Genomic DNA, 18,838 nt, shown 5'->3' with positions numbered 1-18,838 from the left:
GGCTGGGGGGTATGCAGGTTCCATGCCACTGGGCATGTCGCCCGAGCTCATCCTTGGGGCGAAGCGGCGATTATGGCCCGCGGCCGGTGCGCCAGAACGGTTCCATGTCGGGGCATGGCGCCGGCTCCTGGCGCCTTTGCGCGGGTGAGCGGCAGCCCGATACCGCCCATGCACCACAACAAGGCATCAAGGCACCAACACAGTGCAAACAGTCAGCGCACCACTTCGGGGCCCAGCTCGGCCCCCTGTGCCTGCAGGCCGGCGAGCAGATCGGTGAATGCCGCCGCCACGGCCTCCACCGCACCCTTGACGCCCAGTTCGATGTGCCGCCCGTAGGTCGGGTGGTCCACGCTGGGCAGGCTGAACACCTTCACGGGGTGGCCGGCTTCGATGCGTTCCATGAGCGGGGTGAGGGCGGCCTCCATGGCCCCCATGACGATCACCGAGCGCTCCTGCCAGGCGTTCGCGCGGTGCAGATGCGCGTAGCGCTGATCGAGCAGGTTCTCGATCATCGGCCAGGCCATGACGGGAAAGCCTGGCACGAAATGCAGCTCGGCGCCCCCGGGCCCGGTGCACGAGAAGCCGGGGATCTTGTTGTACGGGTTGGGCACGATGCGTGCGCCAGCGGGGAACACGCCCATGTTGTAGCGGTGCACGTTGTCGGGCCGCTGCGGGTCGAAGGGCACGCCCTGCTCGGCCGCCACGTCGCGCATGCGCTCTTCGATGAGGCGGGCGGCCTCGGGGTGCAACTGCAACTCCACGCCCAGGGCGGCTGCGGCGCACTGGCGCGTGTGGTCGTCGGGCGTGGCGCCGATGCCGCCGCAGCAGAACACCACGTCGCGGCCGGCGAACGCGCTGCGCAAGGCGTCGGTGATGCGCTCGCGGTCGTCGCCCACCACGCGCGCCCAGGCCAGCGACAGGCCGCGCGCGCCCAGGAGCTCGGCCACTTTGGGCAGGTGCTTGTCCTGGCGTTTGCCGGAGAGGATTTCGTCGCCGACGATGATCAGGCCGAAAGCAGGGCTCATGGTTGGTGCGGTCCGGGGGGCAGAGGAAGCGGGTCGGCCGGCGGCAGGCCATTCGGGGGGGTGACCGAGGCTTCGGACACCGGCGTTGCAGGGGCCGGGTCCACCACCTCGACAGCGGCCGTGGCGCGCAGACGCTCGAGCGCGGCAAGCAGGTAGTGGGCGAACCAGAGCGAGGCGAACGCGAAGACCAGGGTGTAGATCCAGATCGCGACCGGCACCAGCAGCGGCGCCAGGGCGATGAACATGGCCCCCGAGGCCCACAGCAGGCTGGGCGCTGCACCCAGGTAGCCGCTGAGCACGCCCATCACCAGCAGCACGCTGCGGTGCTCGCGCATGAGCTGGCGGCGCTCGTCGGCACTGGCGTGGGTGGCCAGCGCATCGAAGGCGAACACGCGGTAGGTCAGCCAGCCCCAGATCAGCGGCGGCAGGATCAGCACCAGGGGCGGGACCAGCCACAGTGGCATGGACAGCAGCAGCGCCAGCACGGCGACCAGCGTGGAGCCGAGCGACCAGAACAGGCCGAGCACCCAGGAGCCGCCGTGGCGCTTGTCCAGACGCGCAAAGCGCCGCTGCCCGACCAGATCCACCATCGCGGGCGTCATGAACAGGGCCACCAGCAGCAGGCAGACCAGCACGATGACGGGCGTGGCCAGCACCAGCACCACCATCGGCGCGAACACCGCACGCAAGGAAGCGAGCCCCATGCGCTCGAGCCAGCTCAGAAAGGCCTGCACGAGGTCGAAGGCTTCGAACCAGGCGGCGACCGCGCTGACGGCCGTGTCCCAGAAGAAGTAGCCGAGCGCGAACGAGAGCACCACCATCAGCACCAGCGGCAGGAAGGACAGCGCGATCACGCGCGGGTGCAGGCAGTAGGCGACCGAGCGCCAGAAAGCATCGAACATGGATCGCATGGCGCGAAGAATACCCGTCCGCGCACCCGGCGCGCATCCGGCGACGCCGCTACGATCGGCGCATGACCCATATCGACGTGCACGGGGTGCGGTTGGAAGTGGCGCACATCCCGGGAGACAACACGCGCGCGCCCCTGGTGTTCCTGCACGAAGGCCTGGGCAGCGTTTCCCTCTGGACGCAGCGGGGCCAGAGCTGGCCCGAAACCTTGTGCCGCGCCACCGGCCGTGCGGGCTGGCTGTATTCGCGGCGCGGCTACGGGCAATCAGACCCGGTCCACGACGTGCGGGGCGAGCCCCGCATCGAGGGTTTCTGGCACGTCGGTCGCCACGAGCCCGATTACATGCACCGCGAAGCGCTGGAGGTGCTGCCCGCGCTGCTCGCGAAGCTGGGCATCGAGCGGCCCGTGCTGGTCGGGCACTCGGACGGCGCGACCATCGCCCTGCTGCACGCGAGCGCCCACCCCGTGGAGGCGTGTGCGGTGCTGGCGCCCCATGTGTTCGTGGAAGACGTATCGGTGCAGGCCATCGCCCAGGCGCGTGACGCCTACCTGAAAGACCCGGACGCCCCCGGCAGCCTTCGCCAGCGGCTGGCCCGGCACCACCGCGACGTCGACAACGCCTTCTGGCAATGGAACGACGTCTGGCTCAGCCCGGCCTTCCGCGACTACAACATCGAAGCGGAATGCCGCCGCATCGGCAGCCCCTTGCTGCTGGTGCAAGGCGAAAACGACGAGTACGGCACACTCGACCAGCTGCGAGCGATCCGCCGAGCTGCGCCCCACGCCGGCCTGCACGCCCTGCCCGCCTGCGGCCACAGCCCGCACCGCGACCAACCCGAGGCATTGACGCGCTTGTTGCAGCAGTTCGTGACAAATCCGCGTGTCTGATCACGCATTCCTGCAATTGAGGGATGGGCTCGGGGGAACGGCGCGCGGACAATCCGGGTCCAGCCCGAGAAGCATTTCGCGGCAACGCGGTGCGGCCGCCACAGGCGGCCGGCGCGAATCCCAAGGAAATCACGACCTCGCCGGCTTTCGGCTTGACGCCTTATCGGATCCGTGGCGGCTTCTATACACTTTGATACAAATCTGGCCACCTGCCCGAATCCATGATCGACTGGAACCAACCCTGGCTGCTCGCCGCTCTCACCCCCGCCCTGCTGGCGGTGGGTGCGCTGCTGCACCGCATCTGGGTGGAACGCCAGGCCAAGAAGCGGCGTCGCCTGCCCAAGCACTGGCCGCTGGCAGCGCGCCCCCTGGCCAACAGCGAAGAAGCGCGCGTGTGGCACTGGCTCGCGCGCGCCTTCTACGACCACCACGTGATGATCAAGCTGCCGGTCACGCGCTTCACGCTGCCGCGGCAGCGTGAAGAAGGGGTGGACTGGTACAAGCTGCTGGGTGGTGTGTACTGCACGTTCACGATCTGCAAGTCAGATGGGCGTGTGGTGGGCTGCCTCGATGTGCCCGGCCCCGCAGGCATTCCTCGCAGCACGCGGGCGCTCAAGCATTCGCTGCTCAGCCAGATCGGCCTGCCCTATTGGGTGGTTCGGTCCAACAGCCTTCCCACGGTGGCCGAGATCCGCGCCGAATTCCTGGGCGAATCCGAATTCAACCGCGCGATGCGCGAGCGCGAGATGGAAGAGCGCGCGATCATCGCGGCCCAGACCAACCTGCGCAGTGCCATCAACCGCCAACGCAGCAGCCGCCCGCACAGCGACTTCAACCCACTGTCGTCGAACTGGCAGAACAGCGTGCCGGCCGACGCACGCAGCAGCGATTTCAACTCGCAGTGGCAGGACAACAACTCGTTCCTGATGCCGCTGGACAGCCGCAAGGGCGACCTGCTCTGACGCCGCACGGACGATGGTCCGTCATCGGCGCGCGCGGAAATCGCGCAACCCCTGCACCTCTTGGGGTGTGAGCCAGCGCCAGCCACCGGGCGCCAGATCGGGCGGCAAGCGCAGCTCGCCGAAGGCCGACCGGTGCAGTGCCTCAACGCGATTGCCCACCGCAGCCACCATGCGTTTGACCTGGTGGTACTTGCCCTCTCCCAGCACGAGCCGCAGGTGCAGCGGCGCCACGAGTTCCGCGGCCAGCGCGCGCACCGGCTTCGGATCGTCGTCGAGCACCACGCCATCGCACAGGCGCTGAACGGCGCCGGCCTCCATGGCGTGCCGCAACGTGATCTCGTAGACCTTGGGCACGTGGTGCTTGGGCGAAGTCATCTTGTGAATGAAGGCCCCGTCATCGGACAACAGCAGCAGGCCGGTGGTGTCCTGGTCGAGCCGCCCCACGGCTTGCACGCCAGCCGCTGCACCGCCGCCGCGCTGGCGCAGCGGGGCCGGCAACAGCGTGTACACGCTCGGGTGTGCCGACGGGCGCTGCGAGCATTCGTAGCCCGCCGGCTTGTGAAGCATGAGGTAAGCACGTTCGTGCCAGGTCCACGCAGTGCCGTCGACGACAAAGCGAAACCCGATTGGATCAACTACCTCTTCGGGATCGGTACACAACGAGGCTCGGTCGCCAATCGCAACATGTCCTTGCTGAATGAGACCACGGCAAATGCGGCGGGTACCGAATCCCTGAGAAAAGAGAACTTCTTCAAGTGAAAGCATCATGCGTCGCATTGTCGGCGCATGACGCCGAGGGCGCGCTCAGTTCCAACAGCCCGACGCCGCAACCGCACCCTTGGTGCCCGCCTGGTTGAGGGTCAGCGTACCGCAACGGGTATCTGACGCCTGAGGGCCTCGCGGAACGGCATTCAACGTATACGCGCTGGCAGTCGGGTTAGCCGCAAATGCGATGGTGTATGCAATGGCTACATCGTTTCGACATTGCAAGGCGGGCAGTTGGGCCGTGGTCATCGCGGTGCCGCAAGCGGCTCCTGTGAGGTTGTAGGCCAAGCATGTGGTGTGGTTTCGCTCCATCCATTGAGACAACTCAGTCAGGCAAGCGGCCGCAGCGGCCCGACGAGTCTTCTGCACGTGGGACTGGTAGCTTGGGTAGGCGACCGCAGCGAGTATGGCCACGATCGCAACCACTATCATCAACTCAACCAGCGTAAAACCGTTCTGGCGCGGGATGGGCAAGGTACGGCGGTGCATATTGGATATTACAGTTTTCAGATGGTGTCGCATCAGTCCCGAACAATCTCGCGCCAGGTCAGGCGACCTCGCACCGGCGTGAGCCCCAGATTGACCTTGACCGAGCTCATCGTGCCAAGCGAGCCACCGACCACCAGGCGGTTGCCGATGAGGATCGACTCACCCGGCATGCCCACGCTCAGGTCGACGGCGCCGATGTACACGCCGTTGATGGCGTCGTTGTTGAAGTTGCCGTCATTGTTGATATCGAAGAACGGTCGGGTGAGGCGCGCGCCGGTGAAAGGGTTAATGGCCGCTACAAAGCCGGTGCCGCCTGGCACGCACTCGTCGGCTTGAGGTCGGATGATGCTGACCAGCAGGGCCGGTTCGACCGCGCGAACGGTGTTGGCAGCCGTCACGATACGCTCGAGTGCAGGCATATCGATGAAGAAGCCTTTCTTGCCCGCCATGTCACCCGGCGAAGCGGCTGAGAACGTACGGACAACCCGGCTCGCGAACGTGCTGTCGCTGCTCATGGTGCGACGCACGAGACTGTCGTTGCGGTTTCCGGTAATCGCCGCGCCCTCGTCGATCAGCCCATACCATGATTGGATTTGTGGCAACACCAGTTCGCCGCCCATGCTGGGATCGCCAATTCGGAAGTAACTGCCCGTTCCGAAATGGATGAAGAGCTTGCCGAAATTGGCATCCCCCGTGGTGAAGTTGCGCACCATACGGATTGGCGCAGTGATCGGCTGAACATTGCCATTGTCATCGCGCGCCACGTAGAACGGCACGCCCCCGTTGGCCACTGCCCAGGTGGTCTGATCAGCCGACGCGATATTGAACTTCCACAAGTTGCCCCGCAGGTCGCCGGCATAAACTGTATCGATGACACCATCGTTATCAGCATCGAACAAACCGGGGGACGAAAGGCCGTTATCGCCGCCTGCGCCGGTATTGATCTTGGCGATCAGGGCACCGGTCTCAAGGTTGTGCACGAACAGCACCGCCCTCGCATTCGTACTGTTGTAACCATTGCCCGTGATAGAGGCCCAGACGGTACCGGCGTTGGTGCGCACCCGCCCTAAGACCGGACGGCCCAGCACGTATCCCATGTCTACATCATTGCCATAGGCTTCCCACAGCACCTTGCTGGCGTCGAAGCTCGCGGGATCGGACACATCGAGGGCAAACAAGCCTTTACCGCCCCGCCCGAGCGCAGCCACCAGCAGGTTCTTACCCGGCGTCTGCGAGCGGTTGCTGACAGCGATCTCGCCGTCGACGAAGTAGCGGTGGTTCTCGTTGTAGCCTAGGTCCGCGAGCGCCTTGATGCCCGCGCAGTCCGCGGCGGCACAGGGCGCCGGCTGCGGCATGACCGGCTTGGGGATGTAGGCGAACACCTCACGGCCAGTGTTCGCGTCGAACGCATGCAGCATACCGTCGTTGGCGCCGACGTACAGCGTCTGGGTGTCCGCTTGGAACACCGGCGAAGAGTGCACGACATCGCCCAGCACTGTCCCGCTGGCAAGATCGCCGCGATCGCGGAATCGGCCACCAGCACGCTGCAATTCAAGAGAGCGGTCACCGCGCAGGTAGTTCACCAGAGCGCCATCGTTGTTGAAGAGGGCGAGGTCACCGTTGGCGGTGAGCGCAGTGACAGAGAACTCACCGCCGCTCACACCGGTCCTAGGCGACGAGTAGTAGATGCGCCGACCGCTGTCACTCTTGAGGAAGTCGGAGGCCCGCCATGCAGTGGCCGCGTCGACGCCATTGGTGGTCACGCCACGCGCCTCTAGCTCGCCCGACCACGTTTGTGAGTTGAACTTGGCCTGGTAGGCCCGGGTGCCCGTGTTGAGGTCGGTGGAGTTCGATGCGATGTTGCCAGCCGAACCGCTCTTGTCGATGATGGTATTAAAGGTCTGGCGCAGCGTTTCGCGCAGCGTGATGGGGTTTTGTACCAGGAAGTAGGTGTCGGGTACACCATCGCCGTTGGCATCCCATTCGAGCGGCAGGTTGGGCGTATTGCTCTTGTCGCGGTCCACAAAGCCACCGAACTTGGCGGCATACCACAGCGGATCCTTCAGAAAGGAAGCGCCACCACTGGTACCAGGCGAGAACACAAAGGTCCGGGGAGTTTCGCCGATAGTGGGAAGCCGGTTGCAGCCCGAGGGCGGCGAAGCAACGTCACACATTCCAGGCAAACCGGTGGCTGAGGGGACATTGAGGAAATACTGACGCGTGGTCGCCTCATCTTGCGAAACCAAGTACGTGCCGTCCCTGTTGGTGCCAGAGATCACGTAACCCATGGAATGCAATGCGCCGCCAGCTTGGTAACGCGGCGTGACTGTCACCGACAAAGTGTTATCGGCGTTGGCAACTACAAGGTACTCGGCAATGGCGTCCATGTCGTGATCGCCACCCTGCTCCACGTCTTCGAAGTTGATTTGGAAGCGCGCCGAGTACCGGCCACCGTTCACCGCCGGGTTGGCATCGGCGGGGCCGGAGTTGACGATTGATTCGACGTAGAAATCGACAATCTGGTTGGTGGGTTGGTAGTCACCCTTGGTGTTCGATACGCCGTTGCCATTGGTAGTCTTGGCGAATGGCACCAAACTGATTTCGCGCCCGTTGGGTAGCTTCGCCACGATACGGGGCAACGGAGAACTTAGCGCAATCGCGTACGTATCCACATTCACTGGCCGGTCGGCGCCGAAGTTGCGGATGTTTCGGGTCTTTGCGAAGTAGGCGACGGACGCTGCGTAGTACGAGCCGTCTTTGGTTGGCTCTTCTGGCGACAGTCCACGAATGTTCCCAAGCGAATTGACGGTCTTGGGGGTTGGAGATCGGTCATTGACCGTGCCGGACTGCGCAATGAAGAAGGTACGGCCGGTGATATCCGACTGAATCGCCGTAATGGTATTGCCCAGGGTCGTGACGTTCAGGCCAGACAAATCGCCCGTGGTTCCGCTGCTGGCAGTATCGTTCGGGAAGCGGCTGCTGGCCGATCCGCCACGCAGCGGAAAGCTACTGCCCGGCAACTGGTCCGAGTCGTAGGACGGGTTGATGTCTGAAATAGTCAAGAAATTGGGCTTGGCGCAGAACGAGGCCTTTGCCGCGCTGTTTGTACGGTCGTAGGGATCGTCCCAGGTGGCCGTGCTCAATCCGACAGCGGCGTCGAATGCCGTGCCGGTGTTGAAGGCAGCCGTGGGCGAGCCCTTGCCCGCGAAGTAGCGCAGGGCCTCGTACATCATTTCGCCGATCGGGTTGCCCCAATCGACCAGCTGCCCCTCCGTCGGGTCCTTGGATGAGTCGGTGTACGGACTGGATTTCCAGTACTCGGAGGATGTAGTGGACTGGTTGAAACCTCGGATCCGCAAGCGGTCAAAGGTCTGGACGATGCGAGCGTCGCTGGTGAACTGCCCAGTGGTTGCGTTGACCTCGCCTCGGAAGGAAGACACCACTTTGCGCAATCGACCGCCCGAAAAATGCTGGTCGTAGCTGCCTGTGATCAGACCGAACAGCATGGCATCGTTTTCGCCGTACTCGTGCAGGATGCCCACCGGTTTGTACTGGCCATTGGGGTAGAGCTTGCAATCGCGATTGAAGGTGGCAGTACAGACCTCGACACGAACGGTGAGGTCGCGCTGTGCTCCGGTACCCGCAGGGAAGGCGCCAGTCGAGAGATCGCTGTCGAGCACCGGTCGTTCTTTGGATGCCCACTCCCAGATGCGCGCGTTGTTGCCCACGTTGGCGCGGATGCGCAATAAGGGCGGCAAATTACTGCAGTCGTTCAGAGTGGCGCAATTGGTGGCGCGGTTAGCGGTCAGGCTGCCGAAAAAGTGGCGGACGTTATCGGCTGTGAGGTCAGGCAGGTCGGTGTACTCGCTGATCAAGTAGCCCTGGCTGCGGTGGTACTCCTTGCCCCAACTGTGCGCGTCCTGCGGCACATAGGAGCGGCGCAGAACCGTCTGGGTGAGGCTATCGACCTCTCGCGAGCCGCCATACAGCACTTTTCTCAGCGCATCAATGCGGCTCGTGGTGACGTAATTGAGCCAGTTGCCTGACCACTCTCCGGCGCTTCCACCCGTCAGGCAGCGTCCACGGGCATCTGCCTGCGACGCCGGACGGAACAGGCCATTGTTTCCACTTCCACTATATGTGTAGCACAGCGTCGAGTCGAATAAACCGTAGTAGGTGATGCCCGGCTTGAACCACAGATCGAGACCATCATTGGCAGAGGGGTTCAGGTCGCTCGCGTCGTTGTAGGCCTCGTAAAAAAACTTGTGGTCTCGCCCGGCAATCAGCATCGTCATGGGCTTGGCCGTGACGTTGGCTGTAAGAGGCCGAGACGGCCAATCCACCGCCTGCACCATTCCAACCGAGAGCAGCGACACCAAGGTGAGCGCGATGGACGCCGCAGCGCGTCGCAGAAGTTGAGGTTTCATGGGGTCTCCCTGTCAGACAGGCTCAATCGGTAGCGAAAACGGACTGCAACATGACAACCGAACGGTCGCCACCGGGCGCGCTGCGCGCGGTGATACGGTAGCGTTTGCAATCGTTAGTCGATGCAGGATTTCCAGGTTGGCACGGGAACGTATCGCCCAGGTATTCAACGATGTACTGCGGGGTGAGCGAAATGGGCCCATTCGAGACTTGAGTGGCAGCTTGCCAGCCACCGGGGTTGGGTGGCGACGGAAACGCGGGGTCAAGCCAGCGCTCCAGATCGGCAGGGTTTGGCGACCCACAAATGCCATTGACACAAGCGGCCAGTGCCGCAGGCGTGGGTCGATTGGCCTCCACCAACGCCTCCGCTTCACGAAGGGCAGACTCCGCCGCCTGAAAAGAAAGACTTCGATCGTAGGTATTGCCCGTCATGCGCTCTTCGAGCGCAACGCCACGCATGCTGGTGAGTCCGAGCAGAGTCATGAGCACCAACAGCACAAGAGCGATGACCAAGGCCACGCCGCGCTGCGCGCTTGGCCGGGAGAAACGGTTCGACGAACGAGATCTCATGGCGCTGGACGATTTCGAAGGTTGATCACATGGAACACCTGCCGCTGCAACGGCACCTGGCCAACGCCTACGCCATCCGCGCTGCTCAAGGTCAACGTCAACCGTACGGCGACCGGCAGATTGGTAGCGGCGTTCGTCCAGTCCGTCACGGCGCTGGCCGTCACCCAGTCGTTAGCCAGGTTGCCGTTGCCCTGATTCCTGGTGAGGTAACCCACCTGCATGTTGCTCACGCCGTCCGCAATCTCTTCACCCACCCCGTTGCGACCCATGCGATACAGCGACCTACCTCCACGCGGGTTGTTACCAACGTACCAGAAACTGGCGGTGTACCGCGTGACCAGCCCGTTCGGTTGAAACGTCTTGGGGGTGCCAGCTGGAAAGCCGATGTCTACTGTCGAATTCAATGAGGTCCCGCCCACCTGATGCCTCACGGTACCGGCCGGTGTGGTCGTAACTGCGGTGAGCTGCACCAACGCCGCCGACTCACCGTCACACACCACGGCCAGATCGTTAGCCACAAGACCATGGCCTGTGCTGTTGAGCGTGATGGTCTGGTTGGCGGGAGTGTGGTTGGTGATGATCGATCCATTGAACATGCCGCCGCTCAGGACGATCAAGGCATGGGTACCAGCCACGCGCTGACCGACGCCGGCACCGAATGGCGCCATGCCGAGGGTGTCCTGGGTTTCGTCGAAGCCGCGCAACACGCCACCATCCCAGTTCGACCACCAGTTCGCCGCCGGATTGATCAGGGCATTCGTCGTGGTGACAGCGCCGCAGGGATTGCCGCCAACCTGGCGAATCTCGCGTGCCAGCAATTCGAAGGCCGTGCGGGCGTTTTCCTGCAGACGACCAAGCCCTTCATTGGTGCGTGCCGCCTGTTGGTTGTTCACGAACAGGCTCACCACGCCGCCAACGATCACCAAGCCCAGCACGAGCGCGACCATCAGCTCAATCAGGCTGAAGCCGCGAGCATGTTGTCGGGCGGCTCCCAGACCGCGCATCTTGTTGACGTGCCTCATATGCGACTGCTGGTTGTAAAGGTCTGGTTACCCAAGCCACCAGCCCGGCTGTCATCCCAGTTGATCGTGATTGAGCAAAGACCGCCCGCATCACAAGTGATGGCGCCACAACTCGTGTCACTCTGACCCAGCGTATTGCGCACGCTCTGAAGCCAGTGCCGACGGGTATTGCCCGATAGGTCATTGTTCACGATCGCATCCGGGTCGCAAGTGGCCGGCATGTTGTACGCGGCCCCCACGGCACCGGCACGATCGGTACGAAGCATGTCCAGCATGTAGTAACTCAACATCACCGCTTGGCTTCGGGCGTGGCTGCTCTGCCCCGCCTTGAGGGCACTGGCTTGCAAGCCGGCCATGCCCAGCATGCCCAGCGACAGCACCAATACGGCCACTAGCACTTCAATGAGGCCGACGCCCCGCTGACGAGAACGCGCAGACCGTCCGGCCTGGGGAGATGAGAACTGGCTATTCATGGTGCGGGGCAGGCAACCGCTACGTTGCCGGGCGTGGTGAGCGTGAGTCGTCCGGTGGCCAGCAATTCGATATCCCGCGCGCGTCGCTCATTGCCAAGCGCGCTGTTGGGGTAGCACACCCTGAGCACGCCAGCCTGCAAAGCACCGGCCATTGTGCGAACTGTGCCGTCCGCAGCGAACGAGACGAAGTTCTGCGCTCCGGCATTGCCCGTGATCATGACGGGCGCGCTTACAGCCTGTCCACGAGATATCACGGTTTCTCCGACGTCGACGGTGGCAACCGCGGTGGCACGTGTGCCATCAGTGAACACGATCCACCCCTGCTGCCACCCCCCCGCGGTGGTGCAATTGGCGCCATCGGCGCTCTTGCACACAGTGATTCGGTTGCCACGTCGCACCGCCTCGCTGCGGGCCAGCGCCAGCGCACTCACGAGTTCGTTGGTCGATGAGCTCAATCGATTGCCCGCAATGGAAGTGCGGAAGCTGGGTACCCCGATCGCCAGCAACACCGCCATGACAACCAAGGCCATCAGAAGCTCGATCAAGGTCACTCCGCGCTGCCCTGGTCGAGGCGAGCTGAGTCCATGCATACCCTGTAAGGTAGTTCTCATCCCAAGATGCTTTCCGTCTTCGACCCGCTGGGAACGCCCGACAAGACGGGCGTCCGGCCCGCGACGACGAGTGGTTACATCTGGATTCGGACGCCCCTTGGAAGGAGTCCGCAGAGGGGGTGTGCGCAGGGCGCATCGCGCCAACGCGGCCTCCGGTACTTACCGAGGAATGTGGTGGAGCTGGGGGGAATTGAACCCCCGTCCGTAAGCCTTCTTCGCGCAGATCTACATGTTTAGCCGTCTGGATTGGATCTCGCCGTTCCGGTCGCGCAGCGGCACGCTACCGGGACAGCCAGCACCCTTGGATCTCGACCTGCCACAAGGTGCCCGTGGCAGGTCCAGTCGATGTGAATGACCTCGCGGCTTCAGGCCTTGCGGCCATCGGCACAGCCCATCGACGAGCTGCTGCGAGGACCGGGGAGGTTAGTCCCCGGATACGACCTTAGGCATTCGCCACTTGGGCGAAGTAAGAGTCGTTTGCTGCGTTGGTGTTTGCAGTTGGTTTGTTTCTGCGGTTTTACGAGGTGACAGAACCTCGACATGCCCTGCTGCGTGTCCGAACCCACGTCGAAACCGGTACAGCCCCAGGACCGGGGAGTTTAGGGCAATTCGAGCAGATTCAAGACCTCGGCCGGTGAATCGATGACCGCGTCGGCGGCCCAGTCGTCCACCACGGCCGCCGCACCCAGGTAACCGTAGCGCGCGGCCACCGTGCGCATGCCCGCGGCCTTGCCGGCCTGGATGTCGCGCAGGTCGTCGCCCACGTAGATGCAGTCCGAAGGCTCGAGTGCCAGGCGTCGCGCAGCTTCCAGCAAGGGCGCGGGATGCGGCTTGGCATGCGGTGTGGTGTCCCCGCAGACGATCGCACCAGCCCCGGCCAGCACCGGCATGGCCTGCGCAATGGGCAGGGCGAACCGCTGGGCCTTGTTGGTGACCACCCCCCAGCCGATGCGCCGTGCCGACAGTGTCTGTAGCAATCCGTCGACCCCGTGGAAGGCCTGGGTGCGGATCAGCATGCACCGTTCGTACGCGTTCAGAAATTCGTCGCGCATCGCCGGGTAGGTGGGGTGGTCGGGCGTGAGGTCGAAGGCCACGCGCAGCATGCCGCGCGCGCCGGATCCCGCATGCGCCCGGTAGGCGTCCGGAGCCAATGGCGGCAGCCCACGGGCCGTGCGCAAGGCCTCGGCCGCCGCGCCCAGGTCGGGTGCGCTGTCGATCAGGGTGCCGTCCAGATCGAACAGCACGGCCCTCACCCCACGGAACACCACTGCGGCCATCTCAGGCCTTGCGGGTGGCAACCAGGTAGTTGACGCTGGTGTCGCCGCTGAGCCAGTAACGGCGCGTCAGCGGGTTGTATTCCATGCCGCGCGTGTGCAGCAGGTCGAGCCCGCTGGCGCGGCAATGGGCGGCCAGCTCGCTGGGCTTGACGAACTTCGCGTACTCGTGCGTGCCACGCGGCAGCATCTTGAGCATGTACTCGGCGCCGATGATCGCGAACAGGAACGCCTTGGGGTTGCGGTTGATGGTGGAGAAGAACACCCAGCCCCCCGGCTTCACGAGTTCACTGCAGGCCCGCACCACCGAGGCCGGGTCGGGCACGTGCTCGATCATCTCCATGCAGGTGACTACGTCGAAGCTCGCCGGCTGTTCCGCGGCCAGCGCCTCGACGCTGGTTTCGAGGTATTGCACGTTCGGCGTCGCGGCCTCCAGCGCATGCAACTGCGCCACTTTCAAAGCCTTGCTGGCGAGATCGATCCCGGTCACGTTCGCGCCGCGGCGCGCCATAGAGTCCGACAGGATGCCGCCCCCGCAACCCACATCGAGCACACGCTGGCCAGACAGGCCGGCCAGGCCATCGATCCAGTCCAGCCGCAGAGGATTGATCTGATGCAGCGGGCGGAACTCGCTGTCGGGGTCCCACCAGCGGTGGGCCAGATCGGAAAACTTGGCCAGCTCGGCCGGGTCGGCATTCAAATGAACGGTCATGGGCAGCAATTATGCGAAGGCAACAAAAAACCGCGCCTGGGCGCGGTTCTTTGTGATGGGGAAGCCAATCAGTTCTTGCGGGTACCGACCACTTCCACTTCCACGCGGCGGTTCTTGGCGCGACCTTCGCGGGTGGCGTTGTCGGCCACCGGCTGGGTCAGGCCCTTGCCTTCGGTGTAGATGCGGTTGCTTTCGATGCCCTTGCTCACCAGGTAAGCCTTGACGGCTTCGGCGCGGCGCACCGACAGGGCCTGGTTGTAAGCGGCTTTACCGGTCGAGTCGGTGTGGCCCACGGCGATCACGACTTCGAGGTTGATGCCCTTGACCTTGCCAGCCAGGTCGTCCAGCTTGGCTTTGCCTTCGGGCTTGAGCACGGCCTTGTCGAAGTCGAAGAAGGCGTCAGCGGCGTAGGTCACCTTGGTGGCGGCCGGAGCGGCAGGGGCTGCAGCGGGGGCGGGGGCCGGAGCGGGCGCAGCGGCCGGGGCCGGAGCGGGCGCCGGGGCAGGCGCCGGAGCGGCAGCGCGCGGAACGATCGCACCGTCGCAACCTTGGGCGGCGGTCGCCGGCGTCCAGGAGGCATCGCGCCAGCAGAGTTCGTTCGTGCCGTTTTTCCACACCAGCTCGCTGGTGCCGTTGCGCCAGTTGTCGATGGTCTGGGCGCCAGCAGCCGTTGCCATGGCGGCGGTTGCAAACAGCATTGCCACTCGGTTGAGTTTTTTCATGGTTTTCCTCTTGGTAAGCCGCAGACGACCTGCGTGACATTGGTTGACGTCCGGGCGAAGCCTTAAAGACCCGTAACGCTCGGGGAATTGTGCCACAAGCGCGATAAACGGCTGCCCGCTGCTCCGGACGCGGCATCCGCCTACAAAGACAGGCCTGCATCCGTTGTCCATGTGCAACAAATAGCCGGCCAAAGGCAACTTCCGGGCCCGCCTTAGAATCTTTGGCTGCATTCCAGACGGCGCCGCCTGCGTCCCCCAGCCATGACCCAATTCGCCAAAGAAACCCTGCCCATCAGTCTGGAAGAAGAGATGCGCAGGAGCTATCTCGATTACGCGATGAGCGTGATCGTGGGCCGCGCGCTCCCAGACGCACGCGACGGCCTCAAGCCGGTGCACCGGCGCGTGCTGTACGCCATGCACGAACTCAACAACGACTGGAACCGGCCGTACAAGAAGTCGGCGCGTATCGTCGGTGACGTCATCGGTAAGTACCACCCCCACGGCGATTCGGCGGTGTACGACACCATCGTGCGCATGGCGCAGGATTTTTCGCTGCGGCACATGCTGGTCGACGGCCAGGGCAACTTCGGTTCGGTGGACGGCGACAACGCCGCCGCCATGCGTTACACCGAAATCCGGCTGTCGAAGATCGCCCACGAGATGCTGGCCGACATCGACAAGGAAACCGTCGACTACGGTCCGAACTACGACGGCAGCGAAAAAGAACCGCTGGTGCTGCCCACCCGCCTGCCCAACCTGCTCGTCAACGGCAGTGCCGGCATCGCCGTGGGCATGGCCACCAACATCCCGCCGCACAACCTCAACGAGGTGGTGGACGCCTGCCTGCACCTGCTCAAGAACCCCGAGGCCTCCATCGACGAGTTGATGGAGATCATCCCCGCGCCCGATTTCCCCACCGCCGGCATCATCTACGGCATCCAGGGCGTCAAGGACGGCTATCGCACCGGCCGCGGCCGCGTGGTGATGCGCGCCAAGTGCCACTTCGAGGACATCGACCGCGGCCAGCGCCAGGCCATCATCGTTGACGAGCTGCCCTACCAGGTCAACAAGAAGACCCTGCAGGAGCGCATGGCCGAGCTGGTGCACGAGAAGAAGATCGAGGGCATCAGCCACATCCAGGACGAGTCGGACAAATCCGGCATGCGCCTGGTGATCGAGCTCAAGCGCGGCGAAGTGCCCGAGGTGGTGCTCAACAACCTGTACAAGCAGACGCAGCTGCAGGACACCTTCGGCATCAACATGGTGGCGCTGGTCGACGGCCAGCCCCGACTGTGCAACCTGAAAGACCTGGTCACGGTCTTCCTCGAGCACCGGCGCGAGGTGGTGACGCGGCGCACCATCTTCAACCTGCGCAAAGCGCGCGAGCGCGGCCACGTGCTCGAAGGCCTGGCCGTGGCGCTGGCCAACATCGACGAGTTCATCCGCATCATCCGCGAGTCGCCCACGCCGCCCGTGGCCAAGGCCGAACTGATGACGCGCAGCTGGGACAGCGCGCTGGTGCGCGAGATGCTCACGCGCGCCAAGGCCGATGGCGGCGTGGTGAACGCCGACGACTACCGCCCCGACGGCCTCGACCGCGGCTTCGGCATGCAGAGCGACGGGCTGTACCGCCTCTCGGAAACCCAGGCCCAGGAAATCCTGCAGATGCGACTGCAGCGCCTGACCGGTCTGGAGCAGGACAAGATCGTCGCCGAGTACAAGGACGTGATGGCCGAGATCGACGACCTGCTCGACATCCTGGCCCGGCCCGAGCGCGTGTCGACCATCATCAGCGAGGAACTGATCGCCCTCAAGCAGGAGTTCGGCCAGACCAAGCTCGGCGCGCGCCGCAGCCAGATCGAGCACAACGCGCAGGACCTCGCCACCGAAGACCTGATCACGCCCACCGACATGGTGGTCACGCTCAGCCACTCGGGCTACATCAAGAGCCAGCCGCTGTCCGAGTACCGCTCGCAGCGCCGCGGCGGCCGCGGCAAGCAGGCCACGGCCACCAAGGAAGACGACTGGATCGACCAGCTCTTCATCGCCAACACGCACGACTGGATCCTGTGCTTCTCCAACCGCGGCCGCCTGTACTGGCTCAAGGTCTGGGAGGTGCCCAGCGGCTCGCGCGGCTCGCGCGGCAAGCCCATCGTGAACATGTTCCCGCTGGCCGAAGGCGAGAAGATCAACGTGGTGCTGCCGCTCACGGGCGACAACCGCAGCTTCCCGGCCGACCACTTCGTGTTCATGGCCACCGCGGGCGGCACGGTGAAGAAGACGGCGCTCGACGAGTTCAGCAACCCGCGCAAGGCCGGCATCATCGCTGTCGACCTCGATGAGGGCGACTTCCTCATCGGCGCCGCGCTCACCGACGGCCGCCACGACGTGATGCTGTTCTCCGACGGCGGCAAGGCCGTGCGCTTCGACGAGAACGACGTGCGCCCCATGGGCCGCAACGCGCGCGGCGTGCGCGGCATGATGCTCGAAGAAGGCCAGAGCCTGATCGCCATGCTGGTGGCCGAAGACGAGTCGCAAAGCGTGCTCACGGCCACCGTCAACGGCTACGGCAAGCGCACGCCCATCGGCGAGTACACGCGCCACGGCCGCGGCACCAAGGGCATGATCGCGATCCAGCAGAGCGAGCGCAACGGCAAGGTCGTGGCCGCCACGCTGGTGCACAACGACGACCAGATCATGCTCATCACCGACAAGGGCGTGCTGGTGCGCACCCGCGTCGCCGAGATCCGCGAGATGGGCCGCGCCACCCAGGGCGTGACGCTGATCTCGCTCGACGCCGGCGACGAGCTGTCGGGTCTGCAGCGCATCGTCGAGAACGACGCCAACATGCCCGAGGGCGGCGAACCCGAAGGCGGTGACGCCGAGACCGCGGCATGACGGCGCGGCCCTACAACTTCTCGGCCGGTCCGGCCGCCATGCCCGCCGAGGTGCTCGAGATCGCCGCAGGCGAAATGCTCGACTGGCACGGCACGGGCATGAGCGTGATGGAGATGAGCCACCGCGGCAAGGCCTTCGGCGAAATCATCGCGCGCGCGGAGGCCGACCTGCGCTCGCTGCTCGCGATCCCCGCGCAATTCAAGGTCCTGTTCATGCAAGGCGGCGGCCTGGGCGAAAACGCCATCGTGCCGCTGAACCTCTCGCGCGGCGGCGCGGTCGACTTCGTCATCAGCGGCAGCTGGAGCCAGAAGTCGCACAAGGAAGCGGGCCGCTATGCCCAGGCGCGCGTCGCGGCCAGCAACGCTGACACCAAGCACACCACCCTGCCCGCGCCCGCGAGCTGGGCCATCGGCGGCGACGCGCAGTACGTGCACCTGTGCAGCAACGAGACCATCCACGGGGTGGAGTTCCACGAGCTGCCCGATCTCAAGGCCCTGGGCAGCGACGCGCCGCTGGTGATCGACTTCTCCTCGCACGTGGCTTCGCGCCCGGTTGACTGGTCGCGCGTGGGCCTGGCCTTCGGCGGCGCGCAGAAGAACCTCGGGCCTGCGGGCCTCACGCTGGTGGTGGTCCGCGAAGACCTGCTGGGCCACGCCCTGCCGATCTGCCCGAGCGCCTTCAACTACCAGACCGTGGCCGACAACGGCTCGATGTACAACACCCCGCCCACCTACGCGATCTACCTCGCCGGCCTCACCTTCCAGTGGCTGCAGCGCCAGGGCGGCATCGCCGAGATGGAGCGCCGCAACATCGCCAAGGCGGCGCTGCTCTACGACTTCATCGACCGCTCCGCCTTCTACGAGAACCGCGTCGCGCCCGAAGCGCGTTCGCGCATGAACATCCCGTTCTTCCTCCAGGACGAGTCGCGCAACGAGGCCTTCCTGGCGGGCGCGCAGGCGCGCGGCCTGCTGCAGCTCAAGGGCCACAAGTCGGTCGGCGGCATGCGCGCGAGCCTCTACAACGCCATGCCCATCGAGGGCGTTCGCGCCCTGGTCGATTACATGCAGCAGTTCGAAAAGGAAATGGCCTGAG

The 18,838-nt window shown here is 64.6% G+C and carries 16 protein-coding genes and 1 other RNA gene; 4 read left to right on the top strand and 13 right to left on the bottom strand.

From position 1 onward, the window contains the following. Positions 1 to 212: 212 nt before the first annotated feature. Both G9Q37_RS03970 and G9Q37_RS03965 read right to left on the bottom strand, forming a co-directional pair. Entirely contained in the window at positions 213 to 1,025 is an 813-nt protein-coding gene (locus tag G9Q37_RS03970) for a competence/damage-inducible protein A (RefSeq protein WP_166224878.1), read from the bottom strand. Then, on the bottom strand, positions 1,022 to 1,936 hold the full coding sequence (locus G9Q37_RS03965) for an EI24 domain-containing protein (protein WP_166224875.1): 915 nt from the start codon (positions 1,934 to 1,936) through the stop codon (positions 1,022 to 1,024). The genes G9Q37_RS03970 and G9Q37_RS03965 overlap by 4 nt, the downstream gene beginning before the upstream one ends. Positions 1,937 to 1,998: 62 nt before the next feature. Between G9Q37_RS03965 and G9Q37_RS03960 the strand changes: the two genes are divergently transcribed. Next, on the top strand, positions 1,999 to 2,823 hold the full coding sequence (locus tag G9Q37_RS03960; protein ID WP_166224872.1) for an alpha/beta fold hydrolase: 825 nt from the start codon (positions 1,999 to 2,001) through the stop codon (positions 2,821 to 2,823). Between the two features lie 221 nt (positions 2,824 to 3,044). Continuing rightward, the gene (locus G9Q37_RS03955) at positions 3,045 to 3,785 is read left to right on the top strand and encodes a DUF2726 domain-containing protein (RefSeq protein ID WP_166224869.1); all 741 of its coding nucleotides are present in this window, start codon (positions 3,045 to 3,047) and stop codon (positions 3,783 to 3,785) included. Between the two features lie 21 nt (positions 3,786 to 3,806). Here G9Q37_RS03955 and G9Q37_RS03950 read toward each other — a convergent pair whose 3' ends face one another. The 11 genes from G9Q37_RS03950 to ompA form a co-directional block, all read right to left on the bottom strand. Further along, positions 3,807 to 4,550 carry a 16S rRNA pseudouridine(516) synthase gene (locus G9Q37_RS03950; protein ID WP_166230941.1) on the bottom strand — a complete coding sequence of 248 codons (744 nt, stop codon included), beginning with the start codon at positions 4,548 to 4,550 and terminating at the stop codon, positions 3,807 to 3,809. Between the two features lie 39 nt (positions 4,551 to 4,589). Next, positions 4,590 to 4,982 carry a type IV pilin protein gene (locus G9Q37_RS03945; protein WP_277345044.1) on the bottom strand — a complete coding sequence of 131 codons (393 nt, stop codon included), beginning with the start codon at positions 4,980 to 4,982 and terminating at the stop codon, positions 4,590 to 4,592. 89 nt (positions 4,983 to 5,071) lie between these two features. Beyond that, positions 5,072 to 9,466, bottom strand: a complete 4,395-nt coding sequence (locus G9Q37_RS03940) for a pilus assembly protein (RefSeq protein ID WP_166224863.1) — start codon at positions 9,464 to 9,466, stop codon at positions 5,072 to 5,074. 22 nt (positions 9,467 to 9,488) lie between these two features. Beyond that, on the bottom strand, positions 9,489 to 9,983 hold the full coding sequence (locus tag G9Q37_RS03935) for a pilus assembly PilX family protein (protein ID WP_205710718.1): 495 nt from the start codon (positions 9,981 to 9,983) through the stop codon (positions 9,489 to 9,491). A 47-nt stretch (positions 9,984 to 10,030) separates the two neighbouring features. Then, positions 10,031 to 11,056 (bottom strand): prepilin-type N-terminal cleavage/methylation domain-containing protein, encoded by a 1,026-nt coding sequence (locus G9Q37_RS03930; protein ID WP_166224857.1) that lies wholly within the window; start codon positions 11,054 to 11,056, stop codon positions 10,031 to 10,033. Next, positions 11,053 to 11,529, bottom strand: a complete 477-nt coding sequence (gene pilV / locus G9Q37_RS03925; protein WP_166224854.1) for a type IV pilus modification protein PilV — start codon at positions 11,527 to 11,529, stop codon at positions 11,053 to 11,055. The genes G9Q37_RS03930 and pilV overlap by 4 nt, the downstream gene beginning before the upstream one ends. Then, on the bottom strand, positions 11,526 to 12,074 hold the full coding sequence (locus G9Q37_RS03920; RefSeq protein ID WP_166224852.1) for a GspH/FimT family pseudopilin: 549 nt from the start codon (positions 12,072 to 12,074) through the stop codon (positions 11,526 to 11,528). The genes pilV and G9Q37_RS03920 overlap by 4 nt, the downstream gene beginning before the upstream one ends. A 238-nt stretch (positions 12,075 to 12,312) precedes the next feature. Continuing rightward, positions 12,313 to 12,726, bottom strand: a transfer-messenger RNA (tmRNA) gene (gene ssrA, locus G9Q37_RS03915). Positions 12,727 to 12,739: 13 nt separating this feature from the next. Continuing rightward, positions 12,740 to 13,417, bottom strand: a complete 678-nt coding sequence (locus G9Q37_RS03910) for an HAD-IA family hydrolase (protein WP_166224849.1) — start codon at positions 13,415 to 13,417, stop codon at positions 12,740 to 12,742. Between the two features lies 1 nt (position 13,418). Continuing rightward, entirely contained in the window at positions 13,419 to 14,126 is a 708-nt protein-coding gene (gene ubiG / locus G9Q37_RS03905; RefSeq protein ID WP_166224846.1) for a bifunctional 2-polyprenyl-6-hydroxyphenol methylase/3-demethylubiquinol 3-O-methyltransferase UbiG, read from the bottom strand. Positions 14,127 to 14,194: 68 nt separating this feature from the next. Continuing rightward, the gene (ompA, locus tag G9Q37_RS03900; protein ID WP_166224843.1) at positions 14,195 to 14,848 is read right to left on the bottom strand and encodes an outer membrane protein OmpA; all 654 of its coding nucleotides are present in this window, start codon (positions 14,846 to 14,848) and stop codon (positions 14,195 to 14,197) included. A gap of 261 nt (positions 14,849 to 15,109) precedes the next feature. On the opposite strand from ompA, the gene gyrA reads away from it, so the two are divergent. Both gyrA and serC read left to right on the top strand, forming a co-directional pair. After that, positions 15,110 to 17,746, top strand: coding sequence for a DNA gyrase subunit A (gyrA, locus tag G9Q37_RS03895; protein ID WP_166224840.1), 2,637 nt, complete (start codon positions 15,110 to 15,112; stop codon positions 17,744 to 17,746). Next, complete coding sequence (gene serC, locus G9Q37_RS03890; protein ID WP_166224837.1) at positions 17,743 to 18,837, top strand: 3-phosphoserine/phosphohydroxythreonine transaminase; 1,095 nt, start codon at positions 17,743 to 17,745, stop codon at positions 18,835 to 18,837. The genes gyrA and serC overlap by 4 nt, the downstream gene beginning before the upstream one ends. Position 18,838 lies beyond the last annotated feature (1 nt).

The organism is Hydrogenophaga crocea (genome assembly GCF_011388215.1).
GTDB classification, from domain to species: Bacteria; Pseudomonadota; Gammaproteobacteria; order Burkholderiales; family Burkholderiaceae_C; genus Hydrogenophaga; species Hydrogenophaga crocea.
Note: the sequence above shows the minus strand (reverse complement) of the source record. Positions and strands in the feature narration are given on the sequence as shown.

Coding starts and splice junctions, on each gene's coding strand:
- gyrA (WP_166224840.1), top strand. CDS start 15,110: ATGACCCAATTCGCCAAAGAAACCCTGCCCATCAGTCTGGAAGAAGAG.
- pilV (WP_166224854.1), bottom strand. CDS start 11,529: ATGAATAGCCAGTTCTCATCTCCCCAGGCCGGACGGTCTGCGCGTTCT.
- serC (WP_166224837.1), top strand. CDS start 17,743: ATGACGGCGCGGCCCTACAACTTCTCGGCCGGTCCGGCCGCCATGCCC.
- ompA (WP_166224843.1), bottom strand. CDS start 14,848: ATGAAAAAACTCAACCGAGTGGCAATGCTGTTTGCAACCGCCGCCATG.
- G9Q37_RS03965 (WP_166224875.1), bottom strand. CDS start 1,936: ATGCGATCCATGTTCGATGCTTTCTGGCGCTCGGTCGCCTACTGCCTG.
- G9Q37_RS03970 (WP_166224878.1), bottom strand. CDS start 1,025: ATGAGCCCTGCTTTCGGCCTGATCATCGTCGGCGACGAAATCCTCTCC.
- G9Q37_RS03960 (WP_166224872.1), top strand. CDS start 1,999: ATGACCCATATCGACGTGCACGGGGTGCGGTTGGAAGTGGCGCACATC.
- G9Q37_RS03940 (WP_166224863.1), bottom strand. CDS start 9,466: ATGAAACCTCAACTTCTGCGACGCGCTGCGGCGTCCATCGCGCTCACC.
- G9Q37_RS03910 (WP_166224849.1), bottom strand. CDS start 13,417: ATGGCCGCAGTGGTGTTCCGTGGGGTGAGGGCCGTGCTGTTCGATCTG.
- G9Q37_RS03950 (WP_166230941.1), bottom strand. CDS start 4,550: ATGCTTTCACTTGAAGAAGTTCTCTTTTCTCAGGGATTCGGTACCCGC.
- G9Q37_RS03930 (WP_166224857.1), bottom strand. CDS start 11,056: ATGAGGCACGTCAACAAGATGCGCGGTCTGGGAGCCGCCCGACAACAT.
- ubiG (WP_166224846.1), bottom strand. CDS start 14,126: ATGACCGTTCATTTGAATGCCGACCCGGCCGAGCTGGCCAAGTTTTCC.
- G9Q37_RS03945 (WP_277345044.1), bottom strand. CDS start 4,982: ATGATAGTGGTTGCGATCGTGGCCATACTCGCTGCGGTCGCCTACCCA.
- G9Q37_RS03955 (WP_166224869.1), top strand. CDS start 3,045: ATGATCGACTGGAACCAACCCTGGCTGCTCGCCGCTCTCACCCCCGCC.